The organism is Neobacillus niacini (assembly GCF_036961885.1).
In the GTDB taxonomy this organism is placed as follows: domain Bacteria; phylum Bacillota; class Bacilli; order Bacillales; family Cytobacillaceae; genus Neobacillus; species Neobacillus niacini_H.
The window spans coordinates 1-20822 of record NZ_JBALNQ010000026.1 but is presented as its reverse complement, the minus strand read 5'-3'; the positions used below and the strand labels follow the sequence as shown (position 1 = coordinate 20822).

Sequence of the window (20822 nt, the reverse complement as noted above, 5' to 3'; positions counted from 1 at the left end):
CCTCCTCTATTAATCTGCTTTTCTATTTTGGATTTTCCACATAATAATGGTCAGAACAGCTACAATGGTAAATAGAACCCAAGAAATTGCAGAAGCATAGCCCATTCTAAAGTTTTTAAATCCTTCTTCATAAATATAATAAACGAGGACATTCGACGCATGATTAGGTCCACCATCTGTTAAAAATGCAACCAGATCAAAAACCTTAAACGAAGAAATCATTAATGTAATCGCTAAAAAGAATGTGGTTGGAGCTAAGAGTGGTACGGTAATTTTTGTGAACTTTTGGATAAAGTTTGCACCATCAATTTCTGCTGCTTCATAAACTTCTTCCGAAATCGTACTTAAACCTGAAATATAAATGATAACAATATACCCCACTGAATGCCAGATACCCACAATGATAATGGCCGCCATTACACTGTCGGTACTTCCTAACCATTTCGGAGGATCTGAAATTCCGATATTCATTAAGAATTGGTTAATAGGTCCTAGAGATGGATGAAATAATGCTGCAAAGATTGCTGCTACAGCTACTTGTGTAGAAATATAAGGTATGAAGAATGCTACCTTAAAGAAATCTTTTGCATATGCTTTCGAATGAATGACGACTGCTAGAATTAATGCCAGCACCATGCCCACAGGTACAGTGAAAACCGTGTACAATAGGTTATTTTTTAACGCTAAAAGAAAGTTATCATCATTTGCTAACCTTATAAAGTTATCAAATCCTATAAATTTTATCGTTTCCATACCACCTATAAAATTCCACTCAGTAAATGCTAGAAACAAAGTAAACCCTAATGGGAAAACTCCCATGAGACAAATCCCTAAAAACTCTGGAAGAACAAAAAGCATTCCAGCAGCACTTTCTTTCCGCTTTTCGCTCCAAAATGGCTTTTTTCGGTTCGGAGATAGACTGGTGACTTCTTTTCCACTTTGATAATTTACTTCCACGATGTTTCCTCCTTTTCTGAATAATTCATTTTTCTAGTTCATTATAGGAGTTTTCAGGTCTACTTTCTGCCGATAATTTTTACTTGTTTTTTAAGCAAAGAGTAAAAATATTGCACACTTTTTTTCAAAACAATCTTTCAATTTTACAAAAAGCGATTATAATATGTTTATTAAACTAATTATTTGAGGAGGTTTAGGATGTACAAGGTAATGCTCGTTGATGATGATGTACCGATGCTTAAATACTTGGAAAATATTATGGACTGGGAGGATCTAGGCGTAGAGATCGTGGCTTCAACCTTCTCAAGCGTGAAAGCGTTAACACTATTTGAAGAATATCAACCTGATTTAGTCATTACCGACATTGGGATTCCGCAAATAGATGGCTTAGAATTGGCAGTTCGGTTTAAAGAAATGAACCCCGCTTCTAGAATCATCCTCTTAACCTGCCATGAGGATTTTTATTATGCGAAACGAGCTATCCAGATAGATGTCGATGATTACTTAATTAAAGATGAACTTACCTTGGAACAATTAAAAGTAAGCGTTCTCAAATCGATAAATTTTCTTAAAGAGTCAACTGACTTTCAAGAAGCATTAAAATATCAAGAAACAATCCATCATCACAAAGACATATTAAAACAATCATTTCTTAAAAATTTAACAGACAAAGAATTTAATGAAAAAATCCTTGATTTTAGTAGAGGTTTAGGAATTAATTGGAAAAACAATGAATTCATTGTTTGTTCCTCGATTATTGATTATTCATCTTGTTCACATACACAATTGGCAACTGATGAACCTGAGATTCATGGTGAATTGTTCACCATTGCAGATGAGCTTGCAAAGGAAAATAATGAATTTACTATTTTGCAAGATAAGGATGTAAACCTCGTAATTATATATAATTTCAAAAAAAGCCTTTCAAATAATAGTTTTAAAGTGGTAGAACAGTTCCTAGCTAGAATTCAACTTAAAGTAAAGGATATATTACAGCTCGATGTCCGCTTTTTCCATAATAATATTTGTGATAAATCTTCCTTAGGCAGCAGTATAAACCAATTAATTAAGTTGAAACCCAACTTATTCTATGTGAGCAATGATCATCTATTTCAGGAAGTTCCTTCGAAAAAAATACCTTTTAACTTGGTCGAAGATTCCCTGCTTGACCCATTTATGAAAGGATTAAATGAATCCGCTCAATATTCAAATCCAGATGAGATTGATAAGGCCCTGCATTATTTAGAAGAAACCGCAAGAACACTTCAATTAGAGCCTTGTCAGTTAAAAGAAAAATGTCTTCAAATTCTAAATCACATTTTTAATCCAAGCAATCGTTCTTTTTCAAAGTTCGAACTGTGTTTAAAAAATTCTATTTCTATTAAGGACATGATTCATTTACTAAAACTTAAAACCCTTGCGTGCCTTGAGGACTTGGAAAATACTAAATACAAACATACAATCAGGAATCCAAAAATAAAAGAGATTGACCAATATATAATAGAGCATTTGTCCGAAAACATTACCTCTATCATAATGGCCAATCATCTTCATTTAAATCCTAGTTATTTTTCTCGATATTTCAAACAATTAACAGGTGAAAACTTCACAGATTATGTTCACCGTTTTAAAATTCGTTTAGCCATAACCATGCTTACAGAAAGATATGAATCAATTGAATATATAGCTTATGGCCTCGGATATTCTGATCGTACCTACTTTTCAAAGATTTTCAAAAAGTATACAGGTTTTAGCCCTGGCGAATATAAAAAAACCAACGAAAAACAAAAGCTATAGCTTGGGAATGTGCATGATAAATGTCATTCCCTTTTTTTCATTAACGTTTGCTTCTAGATATGCACTCTTACCATATGTCAGCTTTAAACGCTGGGCTATATTAATCAGCCCCACTCTGTCATAGGAGGAGATGATATCATCACTCATTTCTGAAAAAAGAAGATTGAGATTTTGACATTTTTCCCTCGACATCCCTTTTCCGTTATCAGCGATATGAATTTGAACTTCACTCTCACTAACAAAAGCTGTTATTGTTATGACAGCATTCGGTTCGCGGTCAACAAATCCATGAATAATACAATTTTCTATTATCGGCTGGATCAGTAATCTAGGTATTTCAACATCCGCTAACCCTTCTTCCAAATCTACCTTCGCTATAATATCTGTCCCATTTCGCATATTCATAATATCTAAATAAGCATTAATTAAAAGAAATTCTTGCGCGAGCGTATTCGGGACATTTACACGCATATAGGACCTTAATAAACTGATTAAAGAATCAATTTTTTTGCTATGAAAGTGATCTCCCGAAATACTAAGATTACATTTAATTGAATTTAATGTATTCATTAGGAAATGTGGCCGGATCTGCGCTGATAAAGATTGCAGCTCTAATACCTTCTTTTCTTCTTGCTCCTGCTCAATTCTCATGATTAAATCTTTAATTTGATCTAACATTTTATTAAAAGCATGCCCAATCATTGCAATTTCATCTTTTCCTTTAACATGAAAGCGAACAGAATGGTCCCCGCGTACAAACTCTTTTACTATTTTTTCAAATGATTTTAATGGCTTAACTAATCTCTTAGACATAAAAATGGAGAGTAGAAAAAATACGACTACGAATATCACAATCATAATAAAAAAGAGAAAGAATACTTTTGTTATCGAACCAGTAATTTCATTCTGCGAGATTTCAGAGGTTAAACTCCAATTTGCGCGGCTAATTGTTTTTTCGACTCTAAGAATATTTTTTTCAATAAAACTTTCCGTTTGATACTCAGCTATTTCCTCACCGTTTTGATCTAAAAGAATTAAACGACCCATTTCTAAGCTCTTAAAAATACTTTCAAAGTAAGAATAGGGAATCCGAATAACAATGGTACCTAAATACTCATTGCTCACGTGATGTCGAATAACTCTACCAAAAAAGTAATCGCTCTCAGAGTTATCGTCAAGCTGAATGACACCTAGCGACTGGATCGTACGTGTATTTGTTAAATCTAATCGATTTTTGATAACATCCCACTCACTATTAATTTGGTTGGCCATGCCGGATTGAGAAGCATGGATAATATAATCGCGTGGGTTTACAAAATATAGTTTTGATTGAGCACCTGCCATTTTTGTTTCTAAAAGGCTTAGTAACTCTTTCACTTCGAGAAGATAATCATATTCTTCAAAGGTACTAATTTTATTCGAATCTTTTAACCGATCTAGTTTGTCCTTGATAGCTGTATCTCTAGCAATTACTACGGTAGAAAAAGCAAGATCGTCAATCGTTCCCGTTATATCGCTGGCGATAATATTAACGATTTGCTGATTTGAGGTTGTAATTCTGTCCGTTACCTCATTTTTAATAAAAAAATAAGAAATAATCGAGCTTATGGTAAATGGAAGGATAATCAAGAATAGTAGCGAGAGTTGGATCCTCTGATAAAAGGATAAAATATATTTAAGTTTAATGTCCAACACCTCTTCTCGTGACGAATATGAAATTTCCTTCTAATTATACTGAAATCTGTTTAGATTTGTCGTTACATTCTTCTTTCCTATTCTGTTTTACTGCTATTTTAGTAAATGCCTTCAACGATATCTTCATTAATAAAAATACATTCAAACTTAATCCAAAGAATAGTGCCAAAACAGGTGCGAATTGAAATACAATAATGGAAACGCTGATGATAAACAGCATTAGAATCGCATAGTGTGGAAATGACAAAGCGATAACAAAGGAATTTATAAAATATTGTTTCAAGGAAACATTGTAATGGACAAATACTGGGAAAATAAAAACGATGACAAATCCAATGATTAAAACTGCGCTGTAAAAAATGATTTGAAAGATGTTAGACAAATGATTGGGTAATACGTCTAGGTTTGCGTAGTATAGATAAAGGATTCCTCCTGAGATGAACAAAAATACACCGAAAAGATTAGCATTCATAAAATCTTTACGGTAATTTTCCCAAAATGTTTTAAATACTGGGAAGTCTTCTTCATTATCCATCACCCATTTGCGGGTAATTGCAAACGAAGCAATCGTTGCAGGCATGATCCCGAATATAATTCCACCTAGTAAAGTGAAGGCTATCCATAATAGATTTACATATGCGAGTCTCATGATCCATTCACTTAGCCGATAAAACCCTCCTAATACCCCTTGCGGTTCCATTATTCAATTGCTCCCTTCATGCCAAGCGGACACCTAGCTTGATTACATATATTCATACTATTATAAACTTTTATACCCTGTTTCCGTATGCAATATTTTTACAGTCGAAGTAAAAATATTGCACACAATTGAAAAGAGTACCAAAATGGCACTCTCCGTTGTTACGGTAATACTAAAATATATGTCTGTTCCAACCATTTAGCTTTGCAATTGCTTCAATGAAAAAATAATCTCCATAAATTAACGATACATTCACAAAGTTACCTTTTGGTTTATGTCCCGTGCCTTCTACTAATATTCCTTGATATTCAGGGTTGTTCCAAGTTGCATAGTTCTTCGATAATGAGTTCAATATTCTACTAGCATTATCCTTATAGACACGTTTCTCATTTTGAGGCACATGGTCAGCAATTTCCAATAATCCTGAGGAAGCAATAGCCGCTGCCGAGCTGTCTCTTGGTTCATTTTCAATGGTATCTACACGATGATCCCAGTATGGAACGTGGTCCTCAGGTAAGGAAGCAATAAATTGATGAGAAATTTTCTTCGCCGTTTGTAAGTATTTTTCTTCTCCCGTAAACCTGTACATGTTGGCAAAACCGTAAATCGCCCAGGCATTTCCTCTGCTCCAAGACGATTCAGGTCCAAACCCCTGACCACCAATTGGTTCAATGAATTTTCCGGTCTCTGCATCAAAGGAAAGAATATGACATGTGGAACCATCTTCGCGAACACCATATTTTAGGAAGGTATCAGCATGTTCAATCGCAATATTTTTATAGCGAGGATCTCCTGAAACACGGCTTGCCCAAAATAATAATGATAGATTCATCATACAATCAACAATGACCCAGCCCGGGGCACGGTCCCATGATTTAATAAAATGGCCTTTAGGGTTATATCTCCCAGCCAAGAAGTTTGCAGCTTGTAGCCCCACACGCTTACTTTCTTCATCTCCAGTAATCTCATATTTGAATACAGAGGTTAATAGGAATTGAAAGCCTGCATCATGGTCAAATTTTTCTGGATGCTCGATAAAAAATCTTTCAATTTTATGATTGCAGTTTTGGGCAAGGTTTTTAAATTGTTCATTTTCCGTTAGATCATAGAGAGTCCATAAAATACCAGGCCAAAAACTTGAAGTCCACCAATCTGGCTTGGTGTCATCATATATGCCATCGTTTCCGGCAACATGAGGTAATTGATCTTGGATTTTATGTAAATTTCCACTTATTTTTTCTTCAATTAACTTCTTGGTCTCAAGCGCAAAAAAATCAGTCAAATTGTTCCCCTCCGTTTTTAACTATACTTGTTCACAATTATCATAATCCTAAACGGATAGAGAATCCTCTGGACTATTATTACGAATTAGTGCATTATTTTTACATAAATTTAAAAAGAGATCGGAATTTTATTCCAATCCCTTCCATCTTTAATAAGATTTTAGTTTTCTTGAATATTTTCTACTGCCTTGCTGCCAAGCCTGTCTTCAAGTTGCTTTAGGAACAAACTTCGAGGTGAAACATGGCTTCCTACTGCTTCCCAGTAACCATCTTCCCTAATAATGTCACCTTCTGTCTTAAAATCACCTGGCAGACGTTTTCCGATAAGACCGATGGCGTAGTTCTGAGCTGTTGGCGGACTTTGTACTGCTAATTCACCCGTATGATTCCAGAACACGAAATTAGCTCCAGCCCATCCATGTCCTGTGCCATAATAAGAACGATCCATGACATTGGCATTTCCCGTCACATTATCAAATAAACCTCCTGCTGCCCAGCGTTGATGTGGTTCACTTCTGGCATAAGTTTTCACATCTTGCGAGTCTAAGATGACATGCGGTCCCGCCATCTGCCGATCAAAAATAAATCCATGTCTAGCCGTTTCAGAATAAACTCGCTGTGTTAATGTCAGCTGTCCAACATAATTGAATGGGTACCGTCTAGAACCAGTAATGATACTCACCATATCTAAGTTCTTTGAATCTTGAATCGTCACCCATTTTGAGTATCTTCCGACATTGACTAAGCTTTTCGTCAAATGCAGACCTGTCACATTTCTCATCCACGCATTTTTAGTATATTCAAAGGTTAAGAATGTCGAAGCTTTTTCTTCATCTGAAAAGTAGACTTCGCCTTCATGGACAGCAGTGACTGAACGGTCAAATTCAACATCCACTCTTAGATTTTCAACACCAACATGATTTAATCTTTCTGAGTCATCATATTTATAAATCTCCCCGCCACCCCAAACTGTTTCAATCGCATTTGGGATTGGAGCATCAATCGTAATGGTATTTCCCTTAATATCCGTAATGACACGGTCGAAATCTAAGGTAAATGGCTCCCATTGAACTGTTGTTCCCCGGTCCGGGATTCGGTCCATGTTGATTTCATGAATCCAGCTGCTATTTCCATATCGGCGAATCATAACCGTATCGCCCACTTTAAAGCTAGATGCTTTTTCAACATGGAAGCTATGACTTCCAACGGGAACATACAAATCAGTCACAGCAGTTTTTGTTTCAGGAAGTAAAGTCGGTGAGGTTGTTACATCTCCCACCTCTAAAATATTTCTTACTGTCTTCCCTGTTGCATAAAGGATGGTTCCGTCTTCACCCTCTCCGCTGCCACGAAGGACAATCCCACTTTTACTTATTTTTAAAGTTCCTTCGATTTCATATGTTCCTTTGCTTAACACAACCGCTCCTCGGAAACCATTTGGCAGAAATGGCAGGTTTGCAACAGTATCAATTGCTGTTTGAATTCGTTGTGTATCGTCCCCTTCTCCAGGTTCAACAAATACCTTTGCATCAACATTAGGAATGTTGACTCCGCCGCCCATATAACCGCTATTAGAGTAGTCCATAATCTGATTCCCTCTAAAGTCTGATGAATACTCAAGTTTTCCTTCTTCATTTAAGAACACCATTTTACTTTGGTCCTCTGGTAACGTTTCTGTTTCCATGACGCGGAAATGCAAGGTATCATATACACGCTTTCCTTTATCCAATTGGATTTCCATTTGAATTTCATATTTTCCTTCTTGGAGGGTTCCAGGTATGTTAAGGATATATTCCGAACCGCTTGAAATATGAAGCTGCTTAAACTTATGGACAACTTGGTTGTCTGCATCTACAACTCTTCCTCGCAGCTTCCCGTCCTGATGGGCATTCACCTTTACCTGTGGATATTCTCCTCCAGGGGAAAGAATCGCTGGCAGCCCAATCCTTGCAGGAATATCCGGGTGAACCAACGCAGTATCTGTGATTCTAGCTTCCGGATCATCAACTACTACAAACACTTTTGTGCTCTGGGTAATGGTTTCAACTGTGGCCTTAGCCGTAATTGCGGTAACGCCCCCTGCAACAGCTGTAATATGGCCTTCTGTATCAATAGTAGCTACTTCTGGTCTGCTGCTTGCAAACTCAATAACCGCATTTTCTTCAGCCAAAGTTCCTCCCTCAAAAAATTCACCTTTAAGGAATAGCTGATTTGACTCTCCTTTACTTAGCAAAACATCTGAATCCATTTCATATTTAGCTGTTTTTTCATCCGATAGATATACACCTGTCAACGGGTTTTGAATCGGTGGAACAGGTGCTTCATCCGTATTGAAAATCTTTAATTCATAGATTAATGGTGCAGATTCTCGCTTAGCATTTAAATTTACCTTCAAATAGCGTGCCTTTTCTTTTTCAAAAATGGCCGTTTCTTGCTTTCCTACTATTAATCTATTTTGATAAAGCGACTTCCACGTTTGCCCATCATTTGACGAAAACAATTCATAGTTTACAACAGCATCTAGGTTAAAAGAAAGTTGAGCCTTGTTAAAGTTTAGTTCTCTGCCAAGGTCAATCGTTAGCCAATGCTGCTGATCATCGCGATAATCGCCACTTAATGCTCTCCAGGCTGTTCCTTCATCTCCATCGACGGCATTGGAGGCAAATGTTTGGCAACTGTTACATTGTGAACTTGCAGTAGCATTTTTCATATAAGCAATATTAATTTGGGTTTTATCTATATCCGGGCCAAAAATATCCACCCATAATCGGTGGGTTTTTGTTACTTTATTTTTGGTCACAGAGATATCCACTGCTGCTGTTCCCTCTCCCGTAGCTGTTAGTAGTCCTGTTTCATCTACTGTAACAACCCCAGGTGCACTGCTTTGAAAAGTTGCCTCCTCTGTTACATCCACTAAGCTACCGTTTGCTAATGTACCTACAACTGCAATCGATTTTGTTGTCCCAGGTAGGATTGTCAGCCCTTCCTCACCTACTTTTTGTCCATCACTTATTACAGCTAAAGAAGATAACGGACTTAATGAAGGATCGACTTGGCGGTTGTAAACCTCAATTTCAGACAAGATCGTTTGACCTTGCCTTCCTGTTGCAGTACCAATAATATCTAAGCTTACTCTGATGTAACGTGCTTGGACCGGGGCAAAAGCGGCTGTTTCGTTCGATGTTAAATCCTGACCTTTTTCCGCTATATCCACCCAAGATGGGCTTAGAGCATTTTTATACTCTATTTGGTAGGAAACAATAAAGGAGGTATTTAACCCTTTTAAGACTATTTCATTAACTTGAGTCTCTTCTCCTAAGTCAATTTCAATCCAAGAATTATGATCATCCCTAACATCTGCGTCTGTTGGCGCCCAATAAGTGGTGCTATTACCATCTACGGCATTTGTTGCAGCTAAGCCACATCCCGAGCAGTGGGAACTCTTCTGTAAATTTGCTGTTTTTCCTAGAGCCAAATTGATTGACCCTTCTTCAGCTGCAGTACTAGTTTCCATTACTGGCATAAACAAAGATTGAATCAAACAGAAAACAAGTAAGATGGATATGGTTCTTTTTGACAAAAACTTCAAAATCATCACTCCTCCCAATGTAAACGCATACATTTTTTAATAGCAATTACAGAAAACTTTAAATAGAATCACCTCCTTAAAGTCGATGACATACATTCAGATGATAATAGTTGAGATTAGAGATTCTGGGGATGGTGGTTGAATCTAGATGATTAAATCGTGGTGATAAAGCAGAATTCTCATACCTTTCATTATAAATCCTTCAAAAATTAGCAAGAGGGATAATTTTGTGTTCATTGTGTAGTATTTTTACTGGTTTTTTATTACAATTTAGAAGTTTAATTGTAGGGAATTAAAAAACCTTCCGAGTAGGAAGGTTTTGTAGAAAGTGCGAAAAAAATCCTCTAGATAAAAAGAAAACCGACAATCGAATTAATGATATTGTGGATAGTAAAAAGGCAACGTTTGGTTGCCTTTTTTGTGTTATCCCCTATATTTAACAGCCAATCCTTTTAAGAAGTTTCTTGCGTACTTATCACCGCACTGTTTATAGTTCTTATGACCTTCTTTTCTTAAAATTGCTCCCATTTCACCTTTTGTAACAGTGATTCCTGCCTTATCTAGAATATCAAGCATATCCTCACTTGTTAACGATAGGGCAATTTTCAATTTCTTTAACAACATATTATTAACACTCTCATTTGTCTTAACTGGCATTGTTGGTGTTTCTGGTTGACCAGGTTTAGGTTCTTGTTTACCTCTTTTAAAAATAATAAAGCCGTTTAAAAATGACTCTAGCATCGAGTTATTCACTTTTATTTGGTCGTCATTTTCAATTTCTTCCTCGTCATCATCATAACTGTCTGGTGATTTTGTAAGGACCTTTAGAACCTCATCTTTGCTGACTTCTACATTGCCAAGTTTAAATATTTCCACCATTTCCGTATTTTTTATGTCGAGAGCATACCTTAGGCGAATTAATATATCATTATTATCCATTATGAACCTCCAATAACTTCTTTTGTTCTTATACAGCTAGTACATCATTGTTTTAAACAGTCATTTTCCAACTAGATAAAGCTAACCAGTTTTCTTGTTTCTTATAATCGGGCATGATTTTTCCAACTAGACGCCAAAAGGACCGGTCGTGATTCAGGTGGACCATATGGCACATCTCGTGGACGACCACGTAATCGATTACCTGTTGTGGTGCCATTGCCAGCTTCCAATTGAATGTTAACTGCTGTTTGAAATCACAGGTTCCCCAATTAGTATTATTATCCGATATCCGGATCGATTTTGGCTTCATTTTAAAGTGGCTTTGATAGGACTTGATGCTTCTCTCAACCAACAATTTACACTGCTGGTAGTAAAAACGCTTAAGAGCCTGTTTAATTTTTTCATCCTCAAGTTGTTTTACAATTATTTGCAGTTTATCCTCTTCAAATACCACGTAGTCTTGCTTAATCGTTATATCTTGTGAGACCTGTATCGGATATTCGTTTCCTAAATACAGAAAACTCTCACCATGATCATAAACCTTCTTTTTGGGGCCACTACTTCTATCCCGCATTTCCTTTATCTTTTGCTGAATCCAATCCCATTTTTCCTCGACGGATTGAAGTACGTCTTTCTCCGGTGTATCTTTTGGAGCCTGGACTTCAATTTTCCCATAAAGATCAATAGAAATACTCATGGATTTCCGCTTTTTATAAATGATATCAAAGCTAATAGTTTCACCTGAGTAGGTATGGAGCATTTTCATCACCTATCTTATCTGTACGAGCTTATCCCAATTGTACAAGCATTGTCAACGCTGTTGCAATAATAACCTCACCGAGCAAATCACCATAGAAAAAAGGCGGAATCTTCCGCCTTTCATTACTTTTTATGCAACTCATTCCATACTTTAATCATTCGCTTAGGTGCCGCACGTAAATAAGCTTCTTGGATTAGATCGGTTAATTCATCCCAGTCATTCTCTGCCGGATTTTGAATAGATACCCAGCCGTGCTGTCCTATGTATGGAGTTTTGTAAAAATTCTCTTTTTGCAGCAATAATTCTTGAGTTTCCCGGTCGGACTTGAATGACAAGTTGAAGCCATTCTCATTTTCACCTGAAATCACAAACGACTTTCCACTGATTTTAAACGTCTTGTGACCGAAACCATCGATGATTTCAACAGCTTCTGGCAGTGCAAGACAGATATCGCGCATATTTTTAAGCATGCCTGCTGTGTCTTGTGCTTTCATATTTGTCACCTATTAGCGGTCTATTTTGCATTCTTATCAGGTTGATGAATTCCGAATATATTCCCTTCAGTATCAATATAGTACCCTTGCCAAGCCATTCCTGGTAGAGCATATTTCGGCATAGCCACGGTGCCACCATTCTCAAGGATTTTGGCTTCCGTTACATCGTAATTTTCCACTCCCATTGTACAAGCAAATCCATTTAAAGCTTGGTTTGCTTCAGGCGGAGCACTTTGACGTTGCATCAAAGCCCCATTGATTCCTAGCTCACTATCATCACCGGTCACTGCCCCGAAGTACGGCATTCCTGCATACTCAGTCCAATCTTGGAATAACCAACCAAATACATCACCATAAAACTTCTTTGCACGATCCATGTCGCTCACATGAATTTCAAAATGAACTATTCTTCCCATGATTTCTCCTCCTATTTATCCATACTGAGAGCGCTCACATTAATTCTATTTTTTCTCACTAGTAAATTACCGAGCGTCATCTCTATTATAGAGGAAAATATGGAAATTTATACTATTAACAACTTCATGCCCTATACTTTTCGATAGAGATTAATTTCAGTGCTTTCTCTTAGTTTCCTTAGTTCTGGAACGATATTCCGAACATGTTCACTGGCATTATGTTGATTTATCGCTTCTTCATCCACCCATTCTTCAATCATGGTTACAATGGTAGGATCATTGATATCCTCGTGAAGAACATATGAAATACAACCTGTTTCTTTATTCGTTTCAGTAACAAGTTCTCTAGCAATCTTTATATATTCCTCTTTGTTTACATCTTGTTTCAATTTACCTTTCGCAACAACCCGAATCATTTTATTAGCCCCTTTTCTTTTTAATTTTTCCAAAAAAGTAGTTCAGGAAAATTATACTCTTCCCGGGCTATCCAGCACAAATTAGATAGATAGCTAAAATTGACAAAGGAAAAGGCGTACCTCAATTGGCACGCCTACCTTTTTGCATTTACTTATAACACTATTAATTGGATGCTAATTTCTCCAATTGTCCTTATAGATTATTACGTATTAGTTTGATGTAGTATTTCTTCTTTTTACGAAGAATAATACACTACCAGCTAAAAGTAACATTAATCCTGCAAGTATAATGTTAAAGTTATTTGTTGCTGTATTCGGAAGTGCATGATTGGCTTTAGGTGGAATCTCATTAGAATTTGGATTGCCTTCGAATACACCAAATGTACTGAAGTGATCAGTATAAGCTGATATTTCACCATTATTGTATTCTCCGCCCATTAGCTCCCAGTTCTTTTTCGCTTCGTTCCAATAATAAACCTTTACATTTTTGGGATTTTTCACTTGTTTTGAATCAACCTTAAATGTAAGTTTTACTTTTTCATTGAACTTATGATACTCTTTGCCATCTACTTCAATAGTAAAGTCATATACAGTTAAAGCACCTTTTACTTGCATTTTCTTCACTTTAATATCAAGGTTTTCTGCTAATGGCAGAATAGACGCAGGAATTTGTACATCTACATTTCCATTGCTTACCACAATAACTGCATTGGCATCTTTTAAAGCTTGAATTTGAGCTTTAGTAAGTGTCACTGTTGCATTAGTTTTATTATCAACTTCAACAACAACAACTGCTTTTTCTTTAAGGTTTTCAAGTGCGTTTTCACTAATTATATACTTGTTACCTTTTTGGGTTACTGGGACTTTAATTTCATTTGCATTACCTGGGTTTTCGCCCGGTTCTTTACCAGGTTCCTTACCTGGCTCTTCACCTGGTACTACATCTTTCACATCAATAATTCGACCCTCAACTTTAGTTGGGATTCCTTCGCTTCCAATACTTAATAGATGGTCACGGAAGTTTTCCCAATCTGAAAGACCTAGGTCAGTTACACGGCCCTCTGCGTAAGCTTTAGCGAATACGGTATAGCCGTCTCCACCTTTAGCGGTAAAGGCGTTTGTTGCAACAGTGTACATCACATCGTCTTTAACTTCTACGTACTTACCATTTTCATCTAAATAAGATACAGATACAATACGTTCCCCTACCGGTTTCGCAGGATCATATACTATCTTACCTCCAGCCACATGTAAGAAACCACCATTTTCTAGAGGATATTTACCTAGGCTGATTTCAAATGCTTCTTTCAAATCTGCACCAGTTAATTCCATTGTTGCTAATGTATTAGCGAATGGTAGAACATTAATTACTTCACCTACTGTGATAGGTCCTTCATTAATAGCAGCACGGATTCCACCACCGTTTTGTAATGCCATAATGACATATTTACCAGTGAAATCTCTTGCTTTTGTAAGCATACCATCCGTAATCAAATTACCAAGAATTGTTTCGTTTTTACGTACACTTGGCGCTGAATTATCACCATTTGTACGTGGGGTTTCCAACTCAACCTTCGTTGTTACACCGATTTCTTCTTTCGCAACCGCATCTACTACCGTTTTGTATGGTGCTAACAATGCTGCTGCTTCTGGGTCATCAGCTTGTGTGCCGATTGCGATTAATTTCCCATCTTGTTCTACTACAACACCATTTCCATCAAATTCAACATCAAGCACACCTAGGTTGCTGTTTGCATTACCCGTTTGGACAATTACGGTTGGAGTTGCGTCTTTTGCAACAACCACTGGTTTAGTTAATGTTGTATGACTATGTCCCCCAACAATAACGTCAATACCTTCAACTCGCTCTGCCAATAATAAGTCGTTATCAACCGCTGCATTATCATCATATCCGATATGAGTTAATGCGATAATCTTGTTAACACCTTGTGCTTCAAAAGCAGCGACTGCTTTTTCTGCTTCTGTTTTATAGTCTTCAAATGTTATAGCTCCAGGACTAGAAAGATCTTTAGTTTCAGCAGTTGTTAAACCAAAGATACCAACTTTTTCACCATTAACTTCCTTAATAATTCCGTTGTAGATATTTCCATTTTGCGCTTTGTCAGATATTAAATCATTAAAGATACTTGTGAATTTAATATCTTTTGCGAAATTTACGTTGGCACTTACAAATGGAAATTGTGCTTTCCTAATAAAGTCAACTAACCCCTGATGTCCTTGAGCTGAAGAACCTAGATCAAACTCATGGTTACCGAAGGTCATTGCATCATAGCCCATAAGATTCATTAGAGCCAAGTCAGCTTGTCCTTGGAATTCATTGAAATACAAGGTTCCAGTGAAAACATCCCCTGCATTTAAAAGTAATGAATTTGGATTTGCTGCTCTTACTTCTTTTACAGCCGTAACTGTTTTAGCCATTTTATCTAAAGAAGCATGGGTATCATTTGTATGCATAATCGTAAATTCTGAGTAATCTTTAACATCAACAATTCTGCCTTCAATTTTTGTAGGAATAGTTTTTAAGCTTACAAGATGGTCACGGAAGTTTTCCCAGTCAGATAAACCTAAGTCTGTTACACGACCTTCTGCATAAGCTTCCGCAAAGACACCATATCCGTCTCCGCCTTTAGCAGTAAATGCGTTTGTTGCGATTGTGTACTTAACGCCATCTTCAAGTTGAACATAATTTCCTTTTGCATCTTTATAAGATATTGATACAACACGTTCTCCAGCAGGTTTAGAAGAATCATATTTAACCTTGCCTCCAGCTACATGTAAGAAACCACCATTTTCAGCTGGATATTGGCCAAGAGAGATTTCAAATGCTTCTTTCAATTCCGCACCAGTTAATTCCATTGTTGCTAATGTATTAGCAAATGGAAGTACAGAGATTACTTCGCCAACGGTGATTGGCCCAGCATTAATCGCTGCACGGATACCACCGCCGTTTTGTAATGCCATGATGACATTTTTACCTGTAAATGATTTTGCTTTCGCAAGCATTCCGTCTGTAATCAAGTTGCCTAGGATTGTTTCATTTTTACGTACACTTGGTTTTGTATTATCGCCATTTGTACGTGGGGTTTCCAATGCATTTGGAGTAGATACCCCAATTTCCTCTTTAGAAACTGCATCAACTTGTGCTTTGAATGGTGCCAATACTTCTGCTGCTTCTGGATCAGCAGCTATTTTATTGCTGATTGCAATTAATTGACCATTATGGGATATTACAACACCATTTTCATCAAACTCAACATTTAGAACACCTAGGTTGCTGTTAGCATTACCTGTTTGAACGATAACAGTAGGAGTCTCATCTTTTTTCACAAAAACTGGTTTTGTCAATGTGGTATGGGTATGTCCGCCTACAATAACATCAATGCCTTCTACTTTTTCAGCAAGGAGCAGGTCATTATCAATTGCTGCATTGTCATCATAACCAATATGAGTCAATGCGACAATCCGGTCAACACCTTGATCTTCAAAAGATTTTACTGCTTTTTCTGCTTCCGCAATATAGTTTTCGAATGCAATGGAGCCAGGGCTTGAAATATCTTTTGTTTCCTCAGTTGTTAAACCAAAGATACCGACTTTCTCACCGTTTACTTCTTTGATAATTCCATTGTAGATTTCTCCATTTTTAAAATCTGCTGCAATAGATTCATTGAAGATTCCATCAAATTTAGCATCTTTAGAGAAATCAACGTTTGCACTTAATAATGGGAATTTAGTGCCCTTAATAAAGTCAACCAATGCTTGATGGCCTTCTTGTGAAGAACCTAAGTCAAATTCATGGTTTCCAAAGGTCATCGCGTCAAAGCCCATTAAGTTCATCATGGCTAGGTCAGCTTTACCCTGGAATTCATTGAAATACAATGTTCCAGTGAATGCATCCCCCGCATGAAGAAGAAGTGATCCAGGAATGGTGCCTCTAACATCTTTCAAAGCTGTTACTGTACTAGGCATTAAATCCAATGCTGAGTGAGTATCATTCGTATGAATAATTGTTAAGTCAGGGAAATCAATTTGAACCAATACTGGATCATGGTCAGATGCTTGTCCCTGTGCTTCTGTGAAATTCGCATTGATATGGAGCATATCAACTGCAGTATTAGCTACTAGATTATTTGTAACTAGAATATGGTCTAATACCTGGTTGTTTCCTTGGAAGAAGTAAGAGAAACGATCTTCAGCAGGAACTTTATCAACCATATTTGTTAAAATATTTCCTTTAAGTGTTTCAAGAGCTGGTGTGAATTCGAAATCATTCATATCTCCAGCTACAATAACATTCAGAGCAGGATTTTTTGCAATACCTGCTTTAACAAAGTTATTAATTTCTTGTGCTAATCCTAGTCGTTCAGCTTCTGAGCCCAATTTTGGAGGTTGGCTTGATCCCCATAAAGATTGGTCCCCACCTTTAGAATTCAAGTGTGCACCAATAACTACAAGACGCTGACCTTGGAATTCGAATTCTGCTGCGATTGGTTTGCGTGTTCCGTCGAATTTTTCAGGATTAATAACACCAGGGTTCAATGTTAAGTTACCTGCTTCTGTCCATGCGTTAGCTTGGGCCGCTTCACCCTTAATTCCTTGTACCAATTTAACTCGTTCCGGATTATAGAGGTATCCCACACGGATATTACCGCCAGGAGCACCACCGTTAGTATTGTTTACAGGAGCAACATCTGTCCATGAATATGCTGGCCCACCTGCAGCAACGATTGCTTTGATTAAACGTCCGTAGCTTTCAGATGCATCTGTATTTCCATCATTCGTTTCTCCGTTATTATCCTGAACTTCTACAAGCGTAATAATGTCAGGAGATTTCATATTATCAACGAATGACTTTGCAATTCTAGCAACTTTTTCATCTGATGTGTTAGCTGTGTTATTTGAGAAGTTTTCAATATTGTAAGAAGCAACAGTCAATTTATCTTCGACAGGTAAAATATGAGTAGCTTCTTGTTTTAAGTTTGATTTAATAACAGCAGGCAATTTGGTCTTATCCGTTACTAGCTGATAGCCAGCACTTGCATAAGTAAGGACACCGATTACGTCACCAGCAAACTGATCGCCTGGTTGGAAGTCGCTTCCAACATTGTCTAGGAAGATCTTTTCAGGGTTATAATCGTCTTTTGCAATATTAAGTCCGCCCTGAATATTTAATTCATTGTTTGTTGTGCTTTCTACAATAATTGGAACATCATTGCTATATGCAGGTCCAACTACTAGGGCATCCGGGAATGAAACGCGCATGTATTCAACGGATTCCCAGAAATCAATGCCATCCTCTGCTGGATCAAACGATGCCATTTTGTCATTATCAATAATTTTGTTAGGAGGCACAATATCTTTGCCTACTACAAGTGGTGCAGGTAGTTCTACTTTATCTACACTTGTTTTTGTAACTGCAGTTGCAGTAATTCGAGTTGTTGACAGGTTCGCACTGCTGCCATTTTCTGTAACGGTTCCATCAACCTTTACTTTATCTCCAACAGCAACTCCATGAGTAGACTTAGATACTTCAATTGCTTCTGATGTTGCTTTGTCATTATCTGCATTGTCAACGTCTTGCATGACAAAGCTGCTTGAACCGAATACGTGAGTTACAACTCCTGAAACACCTTGAACGGAAGCTCCAGTATATTCGGAAACATGACCTTTTCCTTGAATATCATGGATTTTAACGCCTTCAGTATTTAAAATTTTATAAGTAAAGCTGAATTCAGCACTTACTTCTTCACCTTTTACCGCAATAGCTTTAATGGTTGTTTCACCAGTTCCCAATGCAATTGGTGCAACATATTTTGTGCTTGTTGTTTTTGGTGCAGAGCCATCTGTTGTGTAATAGATTTCTGCGCCCTCACTGCCTGATTTCAATTCGATTTTTGTACCAACTGGAACAACGCCTTGATCAGTTGTTGAATATACAGCTGGTTTGTTAACTAAGTCAAAACTATCAAGACCAGTCGTTATTAGAGTGAATCCATTATCATCTTTAGAGCCAAACCCAGTTATATTAACTAGATCTCCTACTTTATAACGCTTTACTAAATCATTATAATTAGCTCCTGCACGATTATCCTGAATAACCCTTACTATTTCGCCACTTTCAAATTCGACTTGAATAGTAGCAGTTCCGTAACTATCTGCTGATATTTCAGCGATTGTTACTCTCTCAAGCTTCAGTAATTCCCCCTGTGTTGCTTCATCTATACTCTTCACAGACTGTGCTGTAGGAAGTTCATTTCCATTGGAAACGATTTTAACTTCAGTTGGTACAATCTGTAGTTGAGTTTTATATGTTCCTAACTTACCAGTTATTTTTACTAAATCACCTTTGGTTACGTTTTCTGTGCTTCTATAAACATACATACCGCCAGTCGCATCTTGCAAAAATAACTCTCCAGCGCCCAAAAGACCTGAATTAGTTGTTGCAATACCTTCAATTGTAACAATATCTCCTACAGTTGCTTTACGTGCATCTGCAATCGAAATAACTGGGACTGGCTCTGGATCAGGTTCACCAGGAGTGACAGTTCCAAGGGTATGTGTTCCAAGATTAGTATAGTTACCTAACCCTGCATTCGTCCATTCAGTGTTTCTATCAAAAGCATCCGAAATATTTTTATCTCCTGTTAAAACATTGCTGTTCCTAACAAGGGATACATCTGCTAGAACATTTTGAACTGTTCCAACTTGACCAATTGAATCAACTACTTGTCCATTTTTCTTAAGTACGATTTGATCGTTACCATTGAAATTAATGACTTGTTTACTAGTCTCTAATTTATCTGTTACAGCAAGAATAGCAGGATCTGCATCAGAACGAGAAATAACGTATGTTTTACCATTTGCTAGCTTTCCATCTAATGATAAAACATAACTCGCTGTAGTGGTTCCCACTGTTGCAGAGCCACTATTATTATAATGTTCAAGAGTATACCCACTTAGGTCGATCTCTGCTCCTGTTCCATTATATAGCTCAATAGCTTTATTAAAACTCGCACCCTCAATATATTCTGAGATTATTAAATCCGTAGCAACTGCCGTTTCAGCCTGTGCACTTATATTAGCCACAGGTGAGAATAAGCTTAAGAGCAAAGCTATCACCGTGACAATATTCAGACTCTTTTTATGTCTTCTTTTCATGTTTCTCCTCCTAAATTTTTATCAATAAGTACATATGTACATTTGCTCGTGTTGTACTACAAGAACGCTTTCAAAATTAGCAGTAGAAATTGCGACTTTTTAGGGAAATTTGCTGTTTGAATGTCACATCATGGCACATATAATAATACAAGGGTTCAAAGACTCTACGTCACACACATGATTTTTCCATTACATCGCATGTTCTAGATGTCCTCTCTAAATCTACAAGTCTAGCAATACTTTTATCACATCCTTTTAGAAGTAAGTAGTGTGTTGTAGATCAATATCATTTATAGATCCACCTATGTATTATCAAAAACAATAATCCCTAAAAAAATAGTAGTGGATCAAACAAATTTCTTACTATTCTAGTATTAAGATACCAGCAAAGTCTTCCCTGTAATCATTGTATAATTATATAATTCTATTAACAAGAAAAAATTAACAATTCAAAATAAATGTCGAATTGCCAATAACTCGAAAATATTTATTATATAAATAATATTATTACTTTAATTTTTCAATTAAAAAATACATTCCTTACGGTATATTGTACATGCCCATTATTAAGCTACTGTTAATTTAATGTAAACAATACGT

General features: G+C 36.8%; 12 protein-coding genes. 1 reads left to right on the top strand and 11 read right to left on the bottom strand.

What is annotated here, in order from left to right; translation table 11 throughout:
• Positions 1–9 precede the first annotated feature (9 nt).
• Entirely contained in the window at positions 10–957 is a 948-nt protein-coding gene (locus tag V7124_RS11970; protein ID WP_335408687.1) for a carbohydrate ABC transporter permease, read from the bottom strand.
• 198 nt (positions 958–1155) lie between these two features.
• On the opposite strand from V7124_RS11970, the gene V7124_RS11965 reads away from it, so the two are divergent.
• Positions 1156–2754: a response regulator transcription factor gene (locus V7124_RS11965; protein WP_335489271.1), complete on the top strand. Its 1599-nt coding sequence runs from the start codon at positions 1156–1158 to the stop codon at positions 2752–2754.
• Here V7124_RS11965 and V7124_RS11960 read toward each other — a convergent pair.
• The 10 genes from V7124_RS11960 to V7124_RS11915 form a co-directional block, all read right to left on the bottom strand.
• Positions 2749–4446 (bottom strand): cache domain-containing sensor histidine kinase, encoded by a 1698-nt coding sequence (locus V7124_RS11960; protein WP_335489268.1) that lies wholly within the window; start codon positions 4444–4446, stop codon positions 2749–2751. The two genes, V7124_RS11965 and V7124_RS11960, sit on opposite strands and share 6 nt — an antisense overlap.
• A gap of 37 nt (positions 4447–4483) precedes the next feature.
• Positions 4484–5149: a YesL family protein gene (locus V7124_RS11955; protein WP_335489265.1), complete on the bottom strand. Its 666-nt coding sequence runs from the start codon at positions 5147–5149 to the stop codon at positions 4484–4486.
• Positions 5150–5321: 172 nt separating this feature from the next.
• Positions 5322–6431 carry a glycoside hydrolase family 88 protein gene (locus V7124_RS11950; protein WP_335489261.1) on the bottom strand — a complete coding sequence of 370 codons (1110 nt, stop codon included), beginning with the start codon at positions 6429–6431 and terminating at the stop codon, positions 5322–5324.
• A 161-nt stretch (positions 6432–6592) separates the two neighbouring features.
• Positions 6593–10021 (bottom strand): discoidin domain-containing protein, encoded by a 3429-nt coding sequence (locus V7124_RS11945; protein ID WP_335489258.1) that lies wholly within the window; start codon positions 10019–10021, stop codon positions 6593–6595.
• 423 nt (positions 10022–10444) lie between these two features.
• The gene (locus V7124_RS11940; protein ID WP_335489255.1) at positions 10445–10960 is read right to left on the bottom strand and encodes a DUF1456 family protein; all 516 of its coding nucleotides are present in this window, start codon (positions 10958–10960) and stop codon (positions 10445–10447) included.
• 52 nt (positions 10961–11012) lie between these two features.
• Positions 11013–11720, bottom strand: a complete 708-nt coding sequence (locus V7124_RS11935; protein WP_335489448.1) for a M48 family metallopeptidase — start codon at positions 11718–11720, stop codon at positions 11013–11015.
• A gap of 122 nt (positions 11721–11842) precedes the next feature.
• Positions 11843–12214 carry an MmcQ/YjbR family DNA-binding protein gene (locus V7124_RS11930; protein ID WP_335489252.1) on the bottom strand — a complete coding sequence of 124 codons (372 nt, stop codon included), beginning with the start codon at positions 12212–12214 and terminating at the stop codon, positions 11843–11845.
• A 20-nt stretch (positions 12215–12234) separates the two neighbouring features.
• Entirely contained in the window at positions 12235–12630 is a 396-nt protein-coding gene (locus tag V7124_RS11925; RefSeq protein ID WP_335489250.1) for a VOC family protein, read from the bottom strand.
• A gap of 131 nt (positions 12631–12761) precedes the next feature.
• Positions 12762–13046, bottom strand: a complete 285-nt coding sequence (locus tag V7124_RS11920) for a putative quinol monooxygenase (protein ID WP_335489247.1) — start codon at positions 13044–13046, stop codon at positions 12762–12764.
• Between the two features lie 210 nt (positions 13047–13256).
• Complete coding sequence (locus V7124_RS11915) at positions 13257–20222, bottom strand: 5'-nucleotidase C-terminal domain-containing protein (protein ID WP_335489243.1); 6966 nt, start codon at positions 20220–20222, stop codon at positions 13257–13259.
• Between the last annotated feature and the right edge of the window lie 600 nt (positions 20223–20822).